We start from the raw sequence: 18,411 nt of genomic DNA on the forward strand, positions 1-18,411 counted from the left end.
TGGAGCTGTTAGTGTCCTCATTGCCGGTCGCCGTCGTCCTTCCCGAGCTTCTCGCTGCCTTACAACATGCCCCGCAGGTTTTGCTGAATGCCCCGACAGGGGCCGGTAAATCCACCTGGCTGCCGCTGCAGATCCTGAAAGACGGGAATATCAGCGGGAAAATTATCCTGCTGGAGCCGCGCAGGCTGGCCGCGCGCAACGTGGCACAACGCCTGGCGGAATTGCTTAACGAAAAACCGGGCGAGACGGTGGGCTACCGTATGCGCGCTGAAACCTGCATCGGCCCAACCACGCGGCTTGAAGTGGTGACCGAGGGAATTCTCACCCGCATGCTGCAAAACGATCCTGAACTGACCGGCGTCGGGCTGGTGATTCTGGATGAATTCCACGAACGCAGCCTGCAGGCGGATCTGGCTCTGGCACTGTTACTGGATATTCAACAGGGGCTGCGTGACGACCTTCGGCTGCTCATTATGTCGGCGACGCTGGATAACGAACGGCTGCAGCAGACGCTGCCTGATGCACCGGTGATAGCCTCGCAAGGGCGAGCGTTTCCCGTAGAGCGCCGTTATCAACCGCTGCCTGCCCATCAGCGTTTTGATGAAGCGGTCGCCATCGCTACTGCAGAACTGCTGCGTCAGGAGCCCGGTTCGCTGCTGCTGTTTTTACCCGGCGTGGGCGAAATCCAGCGCGTGCAGGAGCACCTGGCCTCCCGTGTCAGTAGCGATGTCCTGTTGTGTCCGCTTTACGGTGCGCTGTCGCTGGCCGACCAGCGTAAAGCGATTCTCCCCGCGCCTGCGGGGCAGCGCAAAGTGGTGCTGGCAACCAATATTGCGGAAACCAGTTTGACCATCGAAGGTATTCGCCTGGTGGTGGATAGCGCGCAGGAGAGAGTGGCAAGCTTTGACCCGCGTACCGGGCTGACGAAACTCCTGACGCAACGTATAAGCCAGGCGTCGATGGTACAGCGCGCAGGCCGTGCAGGACGTCTTGAGGCGGGTATCTGCCTGCATTTGACCAGTGCAGAGCAGGCTGAACGCGCGGCACAACAAAGCCCCCCGGAAATTTTACAAAGTGATTTATCAGGTCTGGTGATGGATCTGCTGCAATGGGGCTGTCCGGATCCGGGACAACTGACCTGGCTTAATCCGCCTCCTGTCGTAAACCTTACCGCAGCACGTACACTGCTGGCCCAGCTTGGCACGCTTGAAGGCGAGCGTCTGACGACGCGCGGCCAGAAAATGGCTGCGCTGGGCAACGATCCGCGTCTGGCCGCAATGCTGGTTGCCGCGCAAGGGGAAGATGAAATTGCCACGGCGGCGAAACTGGCCGCTATTCTTGAGGAGCCGCCGCGTGGTGGCAGCAGCGATCTGGCGCAGGCATTTTCACGCAATCAGGGGAACTGGCAGCAACGGGCGCAGCAGCTCAGCAAACGGCTAAACAGCCGTGGTGGCTCGCCAGACACTGATATTATCGCGCTGTTACTGGCACAAGCATTTCCGGACCGAATTGCGCGCCGACGCGGGCTGGACGGTCGCTATCAGTTGGCAAATGGCATGGGCGCGATGCTGGACAGCGACGATGCTCTGACGCGCTATGAGTGGCTGATCGCACCGCTCCTGTTGCAGGGCAGCCAGTCGCCGGATGCACGGATATTACAGGCGATAGCTGTCGATATTGAGGCCCTGACGCGTGCCTGTCCGCAACTTCTTCAGCAATCTGATATCGTCGAATGGGATGACACCCAGGGCACCCTGAAGGCGTTTCGGCGTAGCCAGATTGGCAAATTGACCCTTGGCACGAAGCCGCTGGCGAAACCGTCAGAAGAAGAGATGCATCAGGCGATGCTGAACGGCATTCGGGAAAAAGGGTTGAACGTACTGAACTGGACGCACGAGGCGGAGCAATACCGTATTCGTCTGCACTGTGCCGCGCGCTGGCTGCCAGAATATGCCTGGCCTGAGGTGGATGATGAGACGCTGCTTGCCTCGCTGGAGAGCTGGCTGCTGCCGCAAATGAGCGGTGTACACTCGCTGCGGGCACTAAAAGCCCTTGATGTTAAGGTCGCGTTACAGAATTTACTGGACTGGTCATTACGTCAACGTCTGGATAGTGAACTGCCAGGGCATTACACTGTGCCGACCGGAAGCCGGATTGCCATTCGTTATCACGAGGATAATCCTCCGGCGCTGGCGGTACGCATGCAGGAGATGTTTGGTGAGGCGACCACGCCATCCATCGCTGAAGGGCGCGTGCCGGTGGTGCTTGAACTGTTGTCGCCTGCTCATCGTCCGCTACAAATCACCCGCGATCTGGGGGCGTTCTGGGCGGGCAGCTACCGGGAAGTGCAAAAAGAGATGAAGGGTCGATATCCCAAACACGTTTGGCCGGACGATCCGGCGAATACCGCGCCGACACGGCGTACGAAGAAATATTCTTAATTGAGAGATTTCTTCTTTCACGGTGATGTGGAAGAAAAGAGAATCGGGCCTTTGCGCCTGAAAGTTGCGGAGAAAAAGCATGGCGGGGAATGACCGCGAGCCAATAGGACGTAAGGGAAAACCAACGCGTCCGGCGAAAGAAAAGGTAAGCCGTCGTCGCCTCAGAGATGAGGACTATGACGATGACTATGAAGATGATTATGAGGATGAAGAACCGATGCCGCGTAAAGGGAAAGGCAAAGGGCGTAAGCCTCGGGGTAAACGCGGCTGGTTCTGGCTGCTGCTGAAGCTGTTCATTATTTTTGTTGTGCTGATGGCGATTTACGGCGTCTATCTGGATCAGAAGATCCGCAGCCGTATCGACGGTAAAGTCTGGCAATTGCCTGCGGCAGTATATGGCCGCATGGTGAACCTTGAGCCAGATATGTCCATCAGTAAGAACGAGATGGTGAAGCTGCTGGAAGCCACCCAGTATCGTCAGGTGTCGAAGATGACGCGCCCGGGTGAATTCACCGTGCAGGCGAAGAGCATCGAGATGATCCGCCGTCCGTTTGATTTCCCGGACAGCAAAGAGGGGCAGGTGCGGGCGCGTCTGACCTTTGACGGCGATCGTCTGGACACCATCGAGAACATGGATAACAACCGCCAGTTCGGTTTCTTCCGTCTTGATCCTCGCCTGATCACCATGCTTTCGTCAGCAAACGGTGAACAGCGTCTGTTTGTGGCCCGTAACGGTTTCCCGGATCTGCTGGTGGATACGCTGCTGGCAACCGAAGACCGTCACTTCTACGAGCACGATGGCATCAGCCTTTACTCCATAGGGCGTGCGGTGCTGGCGAACCTGACAGCAGGGCGCACGGTGCAGGGGGCGAGTACGCTCACCCAGCAGCTGGTGAAGAACCTGTTCCTCTCCAGCGAACGCTCTTACTGGCGTAAGGCCAACGAAGCGTACATGGCCGTGCTGATGGACGCGCGTTACAGCAAGGATCGTATCCTTGAGCTGTATATGAACGAAGTGTACCTCGGTCAAAGTGGTGATAACGAAATCCGTGGTTTCCCGCTGGCGAGTCTGTACTACTTTGGCCGTCCGGTTGAAGAGCTGAGCCTTGACCAGCAGGCGCTGCTGGTCGGCATGGTGAAAGGGGCGTCAATTTATAACCCGTGGCGTAACCCAAAACTGGCGCTTGAGCGTCGTAACCTGGTGCTGCGTTTGCTGCAGCAACAGCAGGTGATCGATCAGGAGTTGTACGAGATGCTGAGCGCGCGTCCACTCGGCGTTCAGCCGCGCGGCGGCGTGATCTCGCCTCAACCTGCGTTTATGCAGCTGGTGCGTCAGGAGCTGCAAAGTAAGCTCGGTGATAAGGTTAAAGATCTCTCCGGCGTGAAGATCTTCACTACCTTTGACTCCGTAGCGCAGGATGCCGCGGAAAAAGCGGCAGTGGAAGGCATTCCGGCGCTGAAGAAACAGCGCAAGCTCTCCGATCTTGAAACCGCGATGGTGGTGGTTGACCGTAACACCGGTGAAGTTCGCGCGATGGTGGGCGGGGCTGAGCCACAGTTTGCAGGTTACAACCGCGCCATGCAGGCGCGTCGTTCGATCGGCTCTTTGGCAAAACCAGCGACCTATCTCACTGCGCTGAGTCAGCCAAACCAGTACCGCCTGAATACCTGGATTGCGGATGCGCCAATTTCCCTGCGTCAGCCTAACGGCCAGGTATGGTCACCGCAGAACGATGATAAACAGTTCAGCGGCCAGGTGATGCTGGTGGATGCGTTAACCCGCTCCATGAACGTACCGACGGTTAATCTGGGCATGTCACTGGGCCTGCCAGCGATTGTTGATACCTGGCAGAAACTGGGTATTTCGAAAGATCAGCTGAATCCGGTACCGGCGATGATTCTGGGCGCGCTTAACCTGACGCCAATCGAAGTCGCACAGGCGTTCCAGACCATTGCCAGCGGGGGGAACCGCGCACAGCTGTCTGCGCTGCGTTCAGTAATAGCTGAAGATGGTTCCGTGCTGTATCAGAGCTTCCCGCAGGCTGAACGTGCGGTGCCCGCTCAGGCCGCCTATATGACGCTGTGGACGATGCAACAGGTTGTGCAGCGTGGTACCGGGCGTCAACTGGGAGCGAAGTATCCGGGTCTGCATCTGGCGGGTAAAACCGGGACCACCAACAACAACGTCGATACCTGGTTTGCCGGTATTGATGGCCGTGAAGTGGTGATCACCTGGGTCGGTCGCGACAACAACCAGCCGACCAAACTGTACGGCGCAAGCGGGGCAATGTCGATTTACCAGCGTTATCTGGCGAATCAGTCCCCGGTGCCGCTGAATCTGGTCGCGCCGGAAGACATTGTTGATATGGGCGTGGATGGTTCCGGTAACTTTGTCTGCGGCGGCGGGATGCGTACCTTGCCGGTCTGGACGACCAACCCGGACGCGCTGTGTCAGCAAAGTCAGCCAGAACAACCATCGGGCAATCCGTTTGATTCGTCTTCTCAGCCACAGCAGCCGCAGCAGCAACAGCCGCAGCAGCAGAATGAGAAGAAAGACAGCGACGGTGTCGCCGGCTGGATTAAAGATATGTTCGGCGGTAACTAGCCTTTTAAAGCCCTCTTCCCTGGAAGGGGGCTTTTTTTACCCGTAGACCTCATTTCGTTAACCCTCGCTTTAACTCTGATTAACCCTTCGTTTTCTCTTGATGATTTCTTAAACCCTTAATTCTCATAGGGCCGCTTACTGCTTGCTATGCAACCAGCGTTTCGCATATTATTCTGGCGCTCATAATAATAATTCTCGTTTACGTTATCATTCACTTTCACATCAGAGATTCAACATGGCGCTTTCCAATACTGCTCAGCCAATGAACACGTCGCTGCGTAAACTCGCGGTCGTCGTCGCCACAGCGGTTGCCGGCATGTCGACTTATGCACATGCTGCCGAAACCCCGAAAAAAGAAGAAACTATTACGGTAACCGCAGCACCTGCGGCACAGGAAAGTGCCTGGGGACCCGCTGCGACTATCGCTGCACGGCAATCCGCGACCGGAACGAAAACGGACACCCCGATTCAAAAGGTCCCACAGTCCATTTCGGTCGTGACTGCTGAAGAGATGGCATTGCATCAGCCACGCTCTGTTAAAGAAGCGCTGAGTTATACCCCTGGTGTTGCGGTCGGCACGCGTGGTGCGTCCAATACCTATGACTACCTGCTCATTCGCGGTTTCGCGGCCGATGGTCAGAGCCAGAATAACTACCTCGACGGTATGAAGATGCAGGGCAACTTCTATAACGACGCGGTGATTGACCCTTATATGCTGGAACGCGCTGAAATCATGCGTGGTCCGGTTTCTGTTCTGTACGGAAAAAGCAGCCCTGGTGGCTTGCTGAATATGGTGAGTAAGCGCCCAACCACTGAGCCGCTGAAAGAGATCCAGTTCAAAGTGGGTACTGACAGCCTGTTCCAGACTGGCTTTGACTTTAGCGATGCGATCGACGACGACGGCGTTTACTCCTACCGTTTAACCGGCGTGGCGCGTTCTAACAATGCCCAGCAGGAGCGTGCGGAAGAACAGCGTTATGCTATCGCGCCATCGTTCTCCTGGCGTCCGGATGATAAAACCACCTTCACGTTCCTCTCCTATTTCCAGAACGAGCCTGAAACGGGCTACTACGGCTGGCTGCCAAAAGAGGGAACGGTTGATCCGCTGCCAAACGGCGATCGTCTGCCGACTGACTTCAACGAAGGCGCGAAGAACAACACCTATTCCCGTAACCAGAAAATGGTGGGGTATAGCTTCGATCACGCATTCAACGATACCTTTACCGTGCGTCAGAACCTGCGTTTTGCCGAGAATAAAACCTCGCAAAACAGCGTTTACGGCTATGGCGTCTGTACCGATCCTGCAAATAGCGGCAACAAACAGTGTGCAGCGTTAGCCCCGGCAGACAAAGGCCATTACCTGGCGCGTAAATACGTTGTCGATCATGAAAAACTGCAGAACTTCACCGTTGATACTCAACTGCAGAGCAAATTCTCTACCGGTGAGGTGGACCACATTCTGCTGACCGGCGTTGACTTTATGCGTATGCGTAATGACATCAACTCCTGGTTTGGTTATGACGATTCTGTACCGCTGCTGGATCTCTACCATCCGGTGAACAGCGATTTTGATTTCGGCTCAAAAGATCCTGCAACTTCCGGCCCTTATCAAATTCTCAACCGCCAGAAACAGACAGGTCTGTACGTTCAGGATCAGGCGCAGTGGGATAAAGTGCTGGTAACCCTTGGTGGCCGTTATGACTGGGCCGATCAAGAGTCTTATAACCGTGTAACGAACACGACAGCTAAACGTGATGACACGCAGTTCACCTGGCGCGGTGGTGTTAACTATCTGTTCGACAATGGCGTAACACCTTACTTCAGCTATAGCGAATCCTTTGAACCGGCTTCCCAGACTGGTGCGAGTGGCAACATCTTTGCTCCGTCTAAAGGTAAGCAATACGAAGCGGGTGTGAAATACGTGCCGAACGATCGTCCGATCGTGATTACCGGTGCGGTATACCAGCTGACGAAAACCAACAACCTGATGGCTGATCCAGCGGGCTCATTCTTCTCCGTTGAAGGCGGTGAGATCCGTTCCCGTGGCGTAGAGCTGGAAGCGAAAGCGGCATTGTCTGCGAGCGTTAACGTTGTCGGTTCTTACACCTATACCAATGCCGAGTACACTACCGACACTAACTACAAAGGCAACACGCCAGCGCAGGTGCCGAAACACATGGCCTCCGTATGGGGGGATTACACCATGTTTGATGGCCCGCTGTCTGGCCTGACGTTGGGTACTGGCGTTCGTTATACCGGTTCCAGCTTCGGCGATCCGGCGAACTCCTTCAAAGTGGGCAGCTATACCGTGGTTGATGCACTTGTCAGATACGATCTGGCGCGTGTAGGGATGGCCGGCTCAAACGTCGCGCTTCACGTGAACAACCTGTTCGATCGTGAATATGTTGCCAGCTGCTTCAACACCTACGGTTGCTTCTGGGGTGCTGAACGTCAGGTTGTAGCCACTGCGACCTTCCGCTTCTAATCTCTCTTTGGGCACGGTTCGCCGTGCCCTTTTTATTTAAGTTGGCTGACATGCAGGATAATAAAACGCAATCTGACACCACTTTTACGCTCAACAATCTCTCCTTTCGCGTACCCGGGCGCACCTTGCTGCATCCGCTCTCTTTGACATTCCCTGCCGGTAAAGTCATTGGCCTGATTGGTCACAACGGTTCCGGTAAATCGACTTTGCTTAAGATGCTGGGCCGCCATCAGCCGCCTTCGGAAGGCGATATTCTGCTGGATGACCAACCGCTGGAGAGCTGGAGCAGTAAAGCCTTTGCCCGCAAAGTCGCGTATTTGCCGCAGCAGCTGCCGCAGGCGGAGGGGATGACGGTGCGTGAACTGGTAGCGATTGGACGTTATCCGTGGCACGGGGCGCTTGGGCGTTTCGGTGTCGCCGACAGAGAAAAAGTGGAAGAGGCGATTTCGCTGGTGGGATTAAAACCACTGGCACACCGTCTGGTGGATAGCCTGTCCGGGGGCGAACGTCAGCGCGCGTGGATTGCGATGCTGGTGGCTCAGGACAGCCGTTGCCTGCTGCTGGATGAACCCACCTCTGCGCTGGATATTGCCCATCAGGTTGACGTTCTGGCGCTGGTGCATCGCTTAAGCCAGCAGCGTGGGTTGACGGTGATTGCGGTCCTGCACGATATCAACATGGCCGCGCGTTATTGTGACTACCTCGTCGCGCTGCGTGGCGGGGAAATGATTGCGCAGGGCACACCATCCGAACTGATGCGCAGCGAAACGCTGGAGCACATTTACGGAATTCCAATGGGTATTCTGCCTCACCCGGCCGGGGCAGCACCGGTGAGCTTTGTATTCTGATGCTGGATTCAATGCAAATGAGCCGCCGTCGCCTGCTGACGGCAATGGCGCTATCACCGTTGTTATTAAAAATGAATACGGCGCATGCCGCTGCCGTCGATCCGCACCGTATCGTGGCTCTTGAGTGGCTGCCAGTCGAGCTGATGATGGCGCTCGGCGTCACGCCTTATGGCGTGGCGGACATTCCCAACTATAACCTCTGGGTGAACGAGCCGAAGCTGCCGGACTCGGTGATCGACGTCGGCCTGCGGACTGAGCCAAACCTTGAACTGCTCACTCAGATGAAGCCGTCATTCCTGTTCTGGTCTGCGGGGTACGGTCCGTCAGAAGAGACAATGGCGCGTATTGCGCCCGGTCGAGGTTTCTCCTTCAGTGACGGTAAAAAACCGCTGACCATGGCGAGACACTCTATTAACGAGATGGCGCATATCCTCAACCGTGAGGCGGAGGCTAAAAAGCATCTCGACGAATTCGACGCCCTGATTGATTCCCTGAAGCCGCGCTTTGCCCATCGGGGCGATCGCCCGCTGTTGATGATGACGTTACTGGATGCCCGCCATATGCTGGTCTTTGGCAAAAACTGTCTGTTCCAGGACGTGCTCGACAGTGTTGGTATTCGCAATGCCTGGGAAGGTGAGATGAACTTCTGGGGCAGTACGACCGTAGGTATTGACCGCCTGGCGGCATTTCGTGATGTCGACGTGCTGTGTTTCGACCACGGCAACGAACGTGGTATGCAAACGCTGATGGCCACTCCGCTCTGGCAGGCGATGCCGTTTGTGCGTGAGCAGCGTTTCCAGCGCGTGCCAGCGGTATGGTTCTACGGCGCGACGCTGTCGGCCATGCATTTTGCCCGCGTGCTGGATAATGCGCTGGGAGGTAAAGCATGAGTACGCGTATTGCACGCTTCCCGGCACTGCTGTTGTCCTTACTCTTCCTTGCTGCGCTGGTTTTAACCTGGTTCAACCTGTCGACGGCATTGCCGCGCGGGGAGTGGGGCACCGCGCTGACAGCCCCGGATATCAACAACATTCAGCAGATGGTGTTCCACTACAGCCTGCTACCGCGTCTGGCGATCTCGCTGCTGGTCGGGGCCGGGTTAGGCCTGGTGGGCGTTTTGTTCCAGCAGGTACTGCGGAATCCTCTGGCAGAGCCGACGACGCTGGGTGTTGCAACAGGTGCGCAGCTAGGGATCACCATTACCACGCTGTGGGCGCTGCCCGGCGCGTTAACCACGCAGTTTGCGGCTCTCGCGGGGGCATGTGTGGTGGGGGCGCTGGTCTTTGGCGTGGCCTGGGGTAAACGCCTGTCCCCTGTGACGCTAATCCTGGCCGGGCTGGTGGTCAGTCTCTATTGTGGCGCGATTAATCAACTGCTGGTGCTGTTCCATCACGATCAGCTGCAAAGCATGTTCCTGTGGAGTACCGGAACCCTTACCCAGACTGACTGGAGTGGTGTTGAGCGTCTGTGGCCGCAGCTAATTGGCGGTGTACTGCTGACCCTGCTGCTCCTGCGTCCGTTAACGTTAATGGGGCTGGATGATGGTGTGGCGCGTAACCTGGGGCTGGCGCTGTCGCTGGCTCGTCTGGCGGCGCTGACGCTGGCAATTGTATTGAGCGCTTTGCTGGTAAACGCCGTTGGCATCATCGGGTTTATTGGCCTCTTTGCACCACTGCTGGCAAAAATGCTCGGCGCACGGCGTCTTCTGGCGCGCCTGATGCTTGCCCCACTGATTGGCGCGCTGATCCTCTGGCTTTCCGATCAGATCATTCTCTGGCTGGCGCAAGTCTGGAGGGAAGTGTCGACGGGATCGGTGACCGCGCTCATTGGTGCGCCGCTGCTGCTTTGGCTGCTCCCGCGTCTGCGCAGTATTAGCGCACCGGCGATGGATGTCGGCGATAAGGTTCATGCTGAACGTCAGTCAGTACTGTGGTTTAGCCTTACCGGTCTGGCGGTGCTGATTATTGCCTCGTTTGCCGCATTGGCTTTTGGGCGTGATGCGGTGGGCTGGCACTGGGCGATGGGCGATTTATTCCATGAACTGCTGCAGTGGCGCTGGCCGCGGGTGCTTTCCGCGTTAAGTGCCGGGGTCATGTTGGCCGTCGCGGGCTGTATTATCCAGCGCCTGACCGGCAATCCGATGGCCAGCCCGGAAGTGCTGGGGATTAGCTCTGGCGCGGCGTTCGGCGTGGTGCTGATGTTGTTCCTCGTGCCGGGAAATGCATTCGGCTGGTTGATGCCTGCGGGGAGTATTGGTGCGGCGGTGACGCTGTTAATCATCCTGATTGCTTCTGGTCGCGGTGGTTTTTCCCCGCACCGAATGCTGCTGGCCGGGATGGCGCTCAGTACGGCATTTACCATGTTGCTGATGCTGCTTCAGGCGAGTGGCGATCCGCGTATGGCGAAGATACTGACCTGGATTTCCGGCTCAACGTACAGTGCTACCGGCAGCCAGGTTGTTCATACCGGGATCGTGATGATCGTGTTACTGGCGGTAGTGCCGCTGTGTCGTCGCTGGATGACCATCCTGCCGCTGGGTGGCGAAACCGCACGTGCGGTCGGGTTAGCGCTAACGCCAACGCGCGTGGCGCTACTTCTGCTGGCTGCGTGTCTGACAGCGACGGCCACCATGACGATAGGACCGCTAAGCTTTGTGGGGTTGATGGCTCCGCATATCGCCAGAATGATGGGTTTTCGCCGGACCATGCCGCATATTGTGATGTCGGCGCTAACGGGCGGGATAATGCTGGTGTTTGCGGACTGGTGCGGAAGAATGGTGCTGTTTCCCTATCAGGTCCCGGCAGGTCTGCTGTCGACCTTTATTGGCGCGCCGTACTTTATTTATCTGTTGAGAAAGCAGAGCAGGTAGGCCGGGTAAGCGTTAGCGCCACCCGGCAATGCCCTTAGAGCTTCGCGAACACCTTACGCGCCGCGTCGATGGTGTTATTGATATCGTCTTCGCTGTGCGCCACGGACATAAAGCCCGCTTCGAACGCTGACGGAGCCAGGTACACCCCTTCTTCCAGCATCAGGTGGAAGAAGCGCTTGAAGCGTTCGACGTCACATTTCACCACATCCTGATAGCAGGTGACGGTTTTCGCATCGGTGAAGAAAATTCCGAACATCCCTCCCACATGGTTCACCACCAGCGGGATACCCGCTTCTTCGGCGGCTTCCAGCAGACCGTTTGCCAGCTGAGTGGTGAGGTCAGTCAGGGTCTCATGAATACCAGGCTGAGCCACTTCGGTCAGGCAGGCGAAGCCCGCAGCCATCGCGATTGGGTTACCGGAGAGCGTTCCCGCCTGGTAAACCGGGCCTGTTGGTGCCAGGGCTTCCATCACATCCTTACGGCCACCGAATGCACCGACTGGCATACCGCCGCCGATGATTTTGCCGAGGCAAGTCAGATCAGGCTCAACGCCATAATAGGACTGGGCACCCGCCAGCGCTACGCGGAAGCCGGTCATCACTTCGTCAATGATCAGCAGCGCGCCGAATTCATCACACAGTGCGCGCAGGCCCGGCAGGAAATCAGGTTGCGGTGGGATGCAGTTCATGTTGCCCGCAACGGGCTCAACGATAATGCAGGCGATCTCCTGTGGATATTGCTCGAACGCTGCGCGAACGGTATCCAGATCGTTATAGGTACAGGTTAGCGTGTGCTTTGCGAAATCAGCCGGTACACCCGGAGAGTTTGGCTGGCCGAGGGTCAGCGCGCCGGAGCCCGCTTTCACCAACAGGCAGTCCGCGTGGCCGTGGTAGCAGCCTTCAAATTTGATGATTTTGTCGCGGCCAGTAAAACCACGCGCCAGACGGATGGCGCTCATGGTGGCTTCGGTACCGGAGTTCACCATGCGCACCATGTCCATGGTGGGCACCAGTTCAGTCACCAGCTCCGCCATTCTCACTTCCATCTCGGTTGGCGCGCCGAAGCTCAGGCCACGCTGAGCCGCTTCAATCACCGCGTTACGAATAGCAGGGTGGTTATGCCCCAGTACCATCGGTCCCCAGGAACCGACATAATCAATGTAGGCTTTGCCATCGACATCATACAGATACGCGCCGTCAGCACGTTCGATAAACAGCGGCGTGCCGCCAACGCCGGTAAAGGCGCGTACAGGTGAGTTCACGCCACCCGGAATAAGCTCGCGGGCTGCACTGTAGAGGTTTTCAGACTTGCTCATGGCGTCGTTCCTGGTTCGTATAAAATGATTAAGCACACTATTCTAAGTGATCCGCGGAAGGTAATGAAATTTTTGCCTCTTTCATTCCTAAACAATTGTTAAGTATTTTTCACGGGATGACATGGCGCACTCTGGTAGAATCCCTGGGGCTATTTGTATGACGATAAGAAACGGTAATGAAAGCAGACATCCCCACATTTGAAGAACAACAGTTCAGACGCATACAGCACCGTATTAGCATTCGGCGTTTGCTCAATCGCGATAAAACCCCGCTGGCTATTCTGCTGGCTGCTGCCGTGGTCGGTACAGTCGCCGGGCTGGTGGGTGTACTATTTGAAAAAGCGGTCAATGCGGTACTGAACTGGCGAGTTGGCACCGTAGCCGGTTTCGCCGATAGTCGGTGGCTGGTTTGGGTATGGGCGTTCGGACTGTCGGCGCTGTTTGCCATGGTGGGTTACTTTCTGGTGCGCAAATTTGCTCCTGAAGCTGGCGGCTCAGGGATCCCGGAAATTGAAGGTGCGCTGGAAGAGTTACGCCCGGTGCGCTGGTGGCGCGTCATCCCGGTAAAATTTATCGGGGGTATGGGAACGCTCGGGGCGGGCATGGTTCTGGGGCGAGAAGGGCCAACCGTACAACTGGGCGGGAACGTCGGCCGCATGGTGGGCGATCTGTTTCGGATGCGTAGTGCCGAAGCGCGCCATACGCTGCTGGCAACCGGCGCGGCGGCGGGGCTTTCGGCAGCGTTTAACGCGCCGCTGGCGGGGATCCTGTTTATCATCGAAGAGATGCGCGCGCAGTTTCGCTACAACCTGATTTCGATTAAAGCGGTGTTTACTGGCGTCATTATGTCGAGCATCGTTTTTCGCATCTTCAATGGCGAGGGCGCGGTCATTGAGGTAGGTAAACTGACCAACGCGCCGGTTAATACCCTGTGGCTTTACCTGATCCTCGGCATGATTTTCGGCGTGGTGGGACCGCTGTTTAACACCTTTATCCTCCGTGCTCAGGATATGTTCCAGCGCATTCACGGCGGAAATACCACCAAATGGGTGCTGATGGGCGGCCTGCTGGGTGGAATGTGTGGCGTACTCGGGTTTATTGAACCCAATGCCGCCGGCGGCGGCTTCGGGCTGATTCCCATCGCGGCGGCAGGGAATTTCAGCGTGGGTCTGCTGCTGTTTATGTTTATTTCTAGAGTCATCACGACGGTGCTGTGCTTCTCGTCCGGCGCACCCGGCGGGATTTTCGCGCCAATGCTGGCACTGGGCACGCTGCTGGGGACCGCGTTTGGAATGGCGGCTGAAGTGGGTTTCCCGGCTTATCATCTGGATGCCGGGACGTTTGCGGTGGCCGGAATGGGTGCGCTGCTGGCCGCATCCCTGCGCGCGCCGTTGACCGGCATCGTGCTGGTGCTGGAAATGACGGATAATTACCAGCTCATTTTGCCAATGATCATTACCTGCCTCGGCGCGACACTATTAGCCCAATTCCTGGGTGGAAAACCGCTATACTCCACCATCCTGGCGCGAACCCTGGCAAAACAAGAGGCTGAACGGGCGGCCACGCAGAATACTTGAATGAAATACCAGGGTATTAGATAATGACATAAAGAATTGGGTGAATTTTGCCCAATAGCAGTATTCATGGGAGCATAAGATGAGTGATGACGTAGCGCTGCCGCTGGAATTTACCGAAGCAGCAGCCAACAAAGTGAAAACCCTGATTGCCGATGAAGACAATCCGGATCTGAAACTGCGTGTCTATATTACCGGTGGCGGCTGCAGCGGCTTCCAGTATGGTTTTACCTTTGACGACCAGGTTAACGATGGCGATATGACTATCGAGAAGCAGGGCGTTGCGCTGGTGGTTGACCCGATGAGCCTGCAATATCTGGTAGGCGGTTCGGTGGATTACACTGAAGGTCTGGAAGGTTCACGCTTTGTTGTGACCAACCCGAATGCAACCAGCACCTGCGGATGTGGTTCGTCGTTCAGCATCTGATGACCAAAAACGGTAACCTGACGGTTACCGTTTTGCTTTTATCTTCCATTATCATCCAGCGCAAACGTCGGCAGCTTCAGATGCCAGCGTATCGCCGCTAAACGTATTCCCAACGTCACCACCATGCCCAGCATGGCAGCGTTTTCCAGCGGAACAGCAAAGGTGTAGTACGCCGTGGCGTGAACAATCCCGCCAATAATGCAGGCCGTAGCATAGATTTCGGTACGCAGAATCATCGGCACTTCACGCGCCAGAATATCGCGAATGATCCCGCCGCCGACGCCGGTTAAGACCCCCATGCAGATTGCCACCATCGGGCCTGTTCCCGCATTGAAGGCTTTGTTGACCCCAATACCCACAAACACGGCCAGGCCGACGGCGTCCAGCACCGGAAGTATCCATTTTGGTAATCTGCGGGGCTGACGCACCAGGACGATGGTTAACAGGCAGGTAACCATCGCCACCACCAGGTCGGTGGGATCTTTTACCCAAAACACGGGGCCATTCGCCAGCGCCATATCGCGGATAGTCCCGCCGCCAACGGCGGTCACAACGCCCAGTACCAGCACGCCAAACGGATCCATACGTAGTTTCCCGGCCAGCAGGACACCGGAGATAGCAAAAACGGCTGTGCCAAGAATATCCAGCCAATAGACGAGCATCGTTAAATCCTCGAACAGGGTCTTATGTTAGTGACTCTCTGCCAGCGCGGCACAGAGCTGTTTTGCGGCGAGGATAATACGCGGGCTGGCGCGTTCAAACCAGTCACTGTTGAGTGGGATCACCGGAATTTTTAGCTGGTTTCGCCAGAATTGTTCAATTTTAGGAATCTCGCTCGCATTTCCGACCACGACAATGGCCTGTGGCTGGCGTGCCAGTACCTGTTCTCGGCTGACCTGAGGCCACGGTACCCGGCTGGCAGCAAAGATATTTTCACCGCCGCAAACTTCCAGCACCTGATTCTGAATTGAGCCTTTACCGGTGGTGAACAGCGGCTGGCTACCAAACTGCAGGAAGATGCGCTTTTTAACTGGAGTGTCGTATCGCGATTTTAGCGCGGCATAGTCGCTGAGCATCTGTTTCGCCGCGCTCTCGGCTTTTTTGGGCGTTGGGCTATAAGGGGCGAGAGAGCGTAGCGCCTGAGCGACTTGTTCAATGCTCACGGCATCAATCCACATGACGTTGATCCCAAGCGAGGTAAGCTGGTTGACCTGCCGCTCGGCATTACCGCCACGCCACGCCAGCACCAGATCCGGTTTAAGTGCGACGATGCGCTCAAGGTTCATTCCCTGCCAGGTCGCAACCTGTTCAATACCTGCCGCTTGCGGGGGGTAATCTGAAAAGCTACTTACGCCAACGGGCGTGATCCCGGCGGCAAACGCCAGTTCGGTGTTGGCGGGAGAGAGTGTAATCACGCGCGGCACAGCATAGAGCCATACCGGCGTAAGCAGAAGCAGGGCGGCCAGCGCCCTGACGGTATGTTTAGCCACGTGCCAGTTTCTGCACCAGGCGTTCCACCATCACGGTGGACTGTTTTGCCGCAACGGTCAGGAACTCGTCGAAGCTGATGTGAGACTGCTGATCTGCCACGTCAGAGATGGCGCGAACCACCACAAACGGTACGTTGAAGTTATGGCAGACGTGAGCGATCGCAGTCGCTTCCATCTCAACGGCAACGGCCTGCGGGAAATTATGACGGATTTTTGCCAGGCCAACAGAACCATTGATGAAGGCATCACCGCTCACAATCAGACCACGCACAGCGTTGAGGTTCAGCTCGGCAATGCAGGTTTCTGCCGCCGCAATCAGTTTATCGTCAGCTTTAAACCCTGCCGGGCAACCCGGGAGCTGGCCGTACTCATAGCCGAATGCGGTGACGTCAGCATCGTGGTAACGTGCTTCGTCGGAGACGACGATATCACCTACTTTCAGCGACGGTGCCAGACCGCCCGCAGAGCCGGTGTTAACGATCACGTCTGGCTTGCAGCGCTCAAGCAACAGGGTTGCACCCAGTGCAGCAGCCACTTTACCGATGCCTGATTTCAGCAGAGCCACGTCAACACCGTTCAGTTGGCCGGTGTAGATCTCACAACCCCCCAGAGAGAGCGTCTGACGGTTCTCAATTTTGTCACGCAGCAGCGTAACTTCTTCTTCCATTGCACCAATAATGCCGATTTTCATAGATTTACTCGCGATGTGCCTTGTTAAGATGCATAGTCTATCATGGGCTTTAGTGGAAGCGCATTTCTCACGCGGGGGAGCACATGGCGCAGATCGATTTTCGCACCAAAATTAACTGGCACCGACGTTTCCGTTCGCCGCAGGGCGACAAGACCGAACATGAGATCCTGCGTATCTTCGAAAGCGATCGCGGGCGGATCATTAACTCGCCCGCCATCCGTCGTCTGCAGCAAAAGACTCAGGTATTTCCGCTTGAACGTAACGCTGCAGTGCGCACGCGCTTAACCCACTCAATGGAAGTGCAGCAGGTTGGCCGTTACATTGCCAAAGAGATTTTGAGCCGTCTCAAAGAGCAACGTTTGCTGGAAACCTATGGCCTGGACGAACTGACAGGCCCCTTCGAGAGTATTGTTGAGATGGCCTGCCTGATGCATGACATCGGCAACCCGCCGTTTGGTCACTTTGGTGAAGCGGCAGTCAATGACTGGTTTAAACAACGACTTTACCCTTCGGATGCGGTAAGCCAGCCGCTCAGTGATGACCGCTGCATCGTACGCGATTTACGCCTGCGCGAAGGCGAAGAGGGGCTGAACGATCTGCGTCGCAAAGTGCGCCAGGATCTGTGTCACTTCGAAGGTAATGCGCAGGGGATCAGACTGGTCCATTCCCTGATGCGTATGAACCTGACCTGGGCACAGGTCGGCTGTATCCTGAAATATACGCGTCCTGCCTGGTGGATGGGAGAGACGCCCGCATCCCACAGCTATTTGATGAAAAAGCCGGGCTATTACCTTTCTGAAGAAGCCTATATTGAACGGCTACGTAAAGAACTTTCATTGACGCCAAACGGCCGTTTTCCATTAACCTGGATTATGGAAGCCGCAGACGATATTTCCTATTGTGTTGCCGACCTTGAAGATGCCGTTGAGAAAAGAATATTCAGCGTCGAGGAGCTTTATCAGCATCTTTATACTGCCTGGGGAAAGCATGAAAAAGGGTCGTTGTTTGCTCAGGTTGTCGAAAATGCCTGGGAGAAATCGCGCTCAAATACATTAAGCCGCAGCACGGAAGATCAGTTCTTTATGTATTTACGGGTCAATACACTAAATAAACTGGTGCCGTATGCCGCGTCGCGTTTTATTGATAATTTGCCGCTGATTTTCAGCGGGGAATTCAATCACGCGCTGCTGGAAGATGACAGCAGTTTCAGTCAACTCCTTGAGCTTTATAAGCATGTGGCAATGCGGCATGTATTCAGCCATCCGGATGTCGAACAGTTAGAGCTACAGGGATACCGGGTGATCAGTGGGTTACTGGAAATTTACTCTCCATTGCTTCAGTTATCGGTCGATGAGTTCAGTGAACTGGTGGAAAAAGAACGCGTGCGTGGAATACCCATCGAATCCCGCCTTTATCAGAAACTCTCAACCCGTCATCGGCTGGCGTATGTTGAAGCGGTCGGTAAGCTGGATCGCCATTCTCCCCAATGGCCAGTGATGGAATATTATTATCGCTGTCGTCTTATCCAGGACTATATCAGCGGTATGACAGATTTGTATGCCTGGGATGAATACCGCAAGCTCATGGCTGTGGAATAAACGCTGAGTTTTGTAAAGACGGCCAATAAATTTTTACCTTTTCCATAAACTTATCGCCGGAACTAAGC

The 18,411-nt window shown here is 55.9% G+C and carries 13 protein-coding genes; 9 read left to right on the top strand and 4 right to left on the bottom strand.

The window, feature by feature from the left end:
* Window positions 1-11: 11 nt before the first annotated feature.
* The 6 genes from hrpB (at window position 12) to fhuB (ending at window position 11,248) form a co-directional block, all read left to right on the top strand.
* On the top strand, window positions 12-2,441 hold the full coding sequence (gene hrpB, locus ACLHV9_RS04065; RefSeq protein WP_407220192.1) for an ATP-dependent helicase HrpB: 2,430 nt from the start codon (window positions 12-14) through the stop codon (window positions 2,439-2,441).
* A gap of 79 nt (window positions 2,442-2,520) precedes the next feature.
* Window positions 2,521-5,046, top strand: a complete 2,526-nt coding sequence (gene mrcB / locus ACLHV9_RS04070; protein ID WP_128348534.1) for a bifunctional glycosyl transferase/transpeptidase — start codon at window positions 2,521-2,523, stop codon at window positions 5,044-5,046.
* Between the two features lie 235 nt (window positions 5,047-5,281).
* Window positions 5,282-7,531, top strand: coding sequence for a ferrichrome porin FhuA (fhuA, locus tag ACLHV9_RS04075; protein ID WP_129323907.1), 2,250 nt, complete (start codon window positions 5,282-5,284; stop codon window positions 7,529-7,531).
* 50 nt (window positions 7,532-7,581) lie between these two features.
* Entirely contained in the window at window positions 7,582-8,379 is a 798-nt protein-coding gene (gene fhuC, locus ACLHV9_RS04080) for a Fe3+-hydroxamate ABC transporter ATP-binding protein FhuC (RefSeq protein WP_407220193.1), read from the top strand.
* Window positions 8,379-9,269 carry a Fe(3+)-hydroxamate ABC transporter substrate-binding protein FhuD gene (gene fhuD, locus ACLHV9_RS04085; protein ID WP_129323905.1) on the top strand — a complete coding sequence of 297 codons (891 nt, stop codon included), beginning with the start codon at window positions 8,379-8,381 and terminating at the stop codon, window positions 9,267-9,269. The genes fhuC and fhuD overlap by 1 nt, the downstream gene beginning before the upstream one ends.
* Window positions 9,266-11,248 carry a Fe(3+)-hydroxamate ABC transporter permease FhuB gene (gene fhuB / locus ACLHV9_RS04090; protein ID WP_407220194.1) on the top strand — a complete coding sequence of 661 codons (1,983 nt, stop codon included), beginning with the start codon at window positions 9,266-9,268 and terminating at the stop codon, window positions 11,246-11,248. Before fhuD ends, fhuB begins: the two co-directional genes overlap by 4 nt.
* A gap of 34 nt (window positions 11,249-11,282) precedes the next feature.
* Here the strand turns inward: fhuB and hemL are convergent, their stop codons facing one another.
* Window positions 11,283-12,563, bottom strand: coding sequence for a glutamate-1-semialdehyde 2,1-aminomutase (hemL, locus tag ACLHV9_RS04095; protein WP_134708315.1), 1,281 nt, complete (start codon window positions 12,561-12,563; stop codon window positions 11,283-11,285).
* A gap of 176 nt (window positions 12,564-12,739) precedes the next feature.
* Between hemL and clcA the strand changes: the two genes are divergently transcribed.
* Both clcA and erpA read left to right on the top strand, forming a co-directional pair.
* Window positions 12,740-14,140 (top strand): H(+)/Cl(-) exchange transporter ClcA, encoded by a 1,401-nt coding sequence (clcA, locus tag ACLHV9_RS04100; protein WP_028018309.1) that lies wholly within the window; start codon window positions 12,740-12,742, stop codon window positions 14,138-14,140.
* 79 nt (window positions 14,141-14,219) lie between these two features.
* Window positions 14,220-14,564 carry an iron-sulfur cluster insertion protein ErpA gene (erpA, locus tag ACLHV9_RS04105; RefSeq protein WP_013095643.1) on the top strand — a complete coding sequence of 115 codons (345 nt, stop codon included), beginning with the start codon at window positions 14,220-14,222 and terminating at the stop codon, window positions 14,562-14,564.
* Between the two features lie 38 nt (window positions 14,565-14,602).
* On the opposite strand, the gene ACLHV9_RS04110 is transcribed toward erpA, so the two are convergent.
* Genes ACLHV9_RS04110 through mtnN form a run of 3 tightly spaced genes read right to left on the bottom strand, consistent with a single transcriptional unit; the run spans window position 14,603 to window position 16,745 of the window.
* Entirely contained in the window at window positions 14,603-15,226 is a 624-nt protein-coding gene (locus ACLHV9_RS04110; protein ID WP_028018308.1) for a TRIC cation channel family protein, read from the bottom strand.
* Between the two features lie 27 nt (window positions 15,227-15,253).
* On the bottom strand, window positions 15,254-16,054 hold the full coding sequence (gene btuF, locus ACLHV9_RS04115) for a vitamin B12 ABC transporter substrate-binding protein BtuF (protein WP_049005309.1): 801 nt from the start codon (window positions 16,052-16,054) through the stop codon (window positions 15,254-15,256).
* On the bottom strand, window positions 16,047-16,745 hold the full coding sequence (mtnN, locus tag ACLHV9_RS04120) for a 5'-methylthioadenosine/S-adenosylhomocysteine nucleosidase (RefSeq protein ID WP_028018306.1): 699 nt from the start codon (window positions 16,743-16,745) through the stop codon (window positions 16,047-16,049). Before mtnN ends, btuF begins: the two co-directional genes overlap by 8 nt.
* A gap of 83 nt (window positions 16,746-16,828) precedes the next feature.
* Between mtnN and dgt the strand changes: the two genes are divergently transcribed.
* A complete protein-coding gene (dgt, locus tag ACLHV9_RS04125) occupies window positions 16,829-18,343 on the top strand; it encodes a dGTPase (RefSeq protein ID WP_407220195.1) in 1,515 nt (504 codons plus the stop codon).
* Window positions 18,344-18,411: the final 68 nt, after the last annotated feature.

The sequence above is a fragment of the Enterobacter sp. CPE_E890 genome (assembly GCF_046521475.1).
GTDB classification, from domain to species: Bacteria; Pseudomonadota; Gammaproteobacteria; order Enterobacterales; family Enterobacteriaceae; genus Enterobacter; species Enterobacter adelaidei.